Raw genomic sequence first — 2,511 nt, 5'->3', positions numbered from 1 at the left:
GCCACAGCCTATTTCATTGCTTAAAGAAGTCAATTTGGAGCTTTACAATGAACTTACAAGGGTAGCTGAGCTGCTTGAAAAGCACTTTAGAGATATGCAAGATATTGAATTTACAGTAGAAAGGGGCAAGCTTTACATTCTGCAGACGAGAAGTGGGAAGCGCACGGCAAAAGCAGCAGTAAAGATTGCCGCCGATATGGTAAGCGAGGGCATTATTGACGAGCGAACTGCTGTGACCAGGGTGGCTCCAAGGGAAATAGAACAGTTGCTTCACCGCCAGGTTGATCCGTCCGTTCAGTTGTGCCCCATAGCTAAGGGTATTGCTGCATCGCCTGGAGCTGCTGTTGGCAAGGTAGTTTTTGATGTCGATGAGGCGGAAGAGCGCGGTAAAAATGGGGAGCCGATAATACTTGTAAGGCCCGAGACGACACCCGAAGATATTCACGGCCTTTCAAGGGCAGCTGGACTTCTTACCAGTAGAGGGGGCCAAACAAGCCATGCTGCTCTAGTTGCCCGTTCGCTAGGAATACCTTGTATAGTAGGTTGTGAGGCAATTAACATCGATATGATCAATGAAAGATTTACTGTTGGAGAGTATATCGTCAATAAGGATGCTGTCATCACTATTGATGGTACAAGCGGAAATATTTATTTGGGCGAAGCGCCATTGATAGAACCCTCCATACACGAGAAATACCTCCATGAATTTCTGAAGATGGCCGATAAATTCGCTAAATTACAAGTATGGGCTAATTCCGATACCCCCGAAGAGGCAAAACAAGCGCGGGAACTTGGAGCCAAGGGAATAGGGTTGTGTCGAACCGAACATATGTTCAGAGATGCAGACCGTCTACTCATAATGCAACAGGTCATCATTGCGGAACGGAAAGAGGATAGGGTAGATGCTTTAGATAAACTTGTGAAGCTACAAAAGGGCGATTTCATGGAAATTTTCAAGGCTATGTCCGGCCTTCCTGTCATTGTTAGGTTGCTCGATCCTCCATTGAATGAATTTTTGCCTAAAGTACATGAAGTGACCAAAAAACTTGATCATCTTAGGTTGGAAGGAAAGGGAGATTCCAATGAGGCAAAAAAACTTGAACTCCTTTTAAAGAGGGCCGAAACATTGAAAGAAAACAATCCCATGTTAGGCTTTAGGGGCTGTCGTGTCGGGGTGTTGTACCCTGAAATATACGAAGCTCAGGTAAAAGCCATTGTTGAGGCTGCTTGCGAACTAGTTAAGCAAGGAATTGAAGCGAACGTGAAGATAATGGTTCCTTTAGTGGCAACAGGGCAAGAGATGTGCATACTTCGTGCTAATATAGAGAAGGTTATTGCCGAAACAGCAGGATCCTTTGGAATGAATTTGCATTGTAAGATAGGAACCATGATTGAGCTTCCCAGAGCGGCGATCGTTGCCGATGAGATTGCAGAGTATGCCGATTTTTTCAGCTTTGGCACCAATGATCTTACTCAAACGACTCTTGGTGTATCCCGCGATGATGCAGAGGGCAAGTTTTTAGCAGCTTATGTACAGATAGGGATATATATGGATGATCCATTCCAGACTATAGACCGCAAGGGTGTAGGAGCGTTGATGAAGGTAGCGGTCGAAAAGGGCAAAAGCATCAAAAAAGATCTCGAACTTAGCATATGTGGCGAGCATGGCGGGGATCCATCCAGTATAGCTTTTTGTAACTCTGTGGGGCTCGATTACGTCAGCTGTTCGTCCATGCGCATGCCTGTAGCGCGCCTTTCCGCTGCGCATGCTTCGTTGGGATTATTAAATTAAAGTTTCAAGTTTAGATCGTAGCGTGGATCTAAGCACGAAAAGGGTTTAATGTCGATAACAGGGGTGCCGTCTATTGCCTCCAACCCTACTAGATGTAGGTCTAAGCCATTAAGGGCAATTAGACGGCATCTATTTGTTCCAATGAAGTTTGGCCTAGTAGGGGAACATGTGGCGAATATTCCTCGCAAGGGCCTCGAGGTGTCTCCTCGCGGATGAACTAAAAGAGGAGCTTTACCAGCGTTCAAATGAAATAAAAAAAGAACCAAAATATCTTTTCCTTCCTCTAGGCCAAGCAATCCTTTTGCAAATTCAGGATATATCTTTATGGTACATCGGATGTTATGGAATAAGTCGGGACTAATGGGATCTTTGATCGGTGAAACCACTTCACCTATGGGCACTACATCCCATCGACCGTACATTGGTATTATGACCTTCCTTCTTCACTCGACTTTACTTTTTTCAAAAATTCCACGTTTCGTCTTTGTTGGTACTCTTCGGGGCTAAACTTACGTTTTGGAGTATAAACTTCTCGCAGTAATGGCGAGGAAATCAAGTAATCAGCGGTTGATCTGTTGCAAGCCGTTGGTATATTGTAAACCACGGCTATTCTGAGGAGTGCCCGTACGTCCGGATCGTGAGGGTGTATGTTTAAGGGATCCCAGAAGAATATCAATATATCGATTAAACCTTCAGCGATCCGAGCACCTAATTGCTGA

Annotated in this window: 3 protein-coding genes; 1 reads left to right on the top strand and 2 read right to left on the bottom strand. The window is 44.9% G+C overall.

What is annotated here, in order from left to right; translation table 11 throughout:
• On the top strand, nt 1-1,792 hold a 1,792-nt coding region (locus tag Q7P41_RS07775), incomplete at its 5' end, for a putative PEP-binding protein (protein WP_303883268.1).
• Here the strand turns inward: Q7P41_RS07775 and Q7P41_RS07770 are convergent.
• Together Q7P41_RS07770 and Q7P41_RS07765 are read right to left on the bottom strand one after the other, a co-directional pair.
• Nucleotides 1,789-2,214 (bottom strand): SAM-dependent methyltransferase, encoded by a 426-nt coding sequence (locus Q7P41_RS07770; RefSeq protein ID WP_303883267.1) that lies wholly within the window; start codon nt 2,212-2,214, stop codon nt 1,789-1,791. The genes Q7P41_RS07775 and Q7P41_RS07770 overlap by 4 nt on opposite strands.
• Nucleotides 2,215-2,219: 5 nt before the next feature.
• Nucleotides 2,220-2,511: methylglyoxal synthase (locus tag Q7P41_RS07765; RefSeq protein WP_303883266.1), on the bottom strand; the 292-nt coding region annotated here is incomplete at its 5' end.

The organism is Acetomicrobium mobile, assembly GCF_937920065.1.
Note: the sequence above shows the minus strand (reverse complement) of the source record. Positions and strands in the feature narration are given on the sequence as shown.

What these genes read in the sequence shown, in the direction of transcription:
- Q7P41_RS07770 (WP_303883267.1), bottom strand. Translation starts at nt 2,214, where the DNA reads ATGTACGGTCGATGGGATGTAGTGCCCATAGGTGAAGTGGTTTCACCG.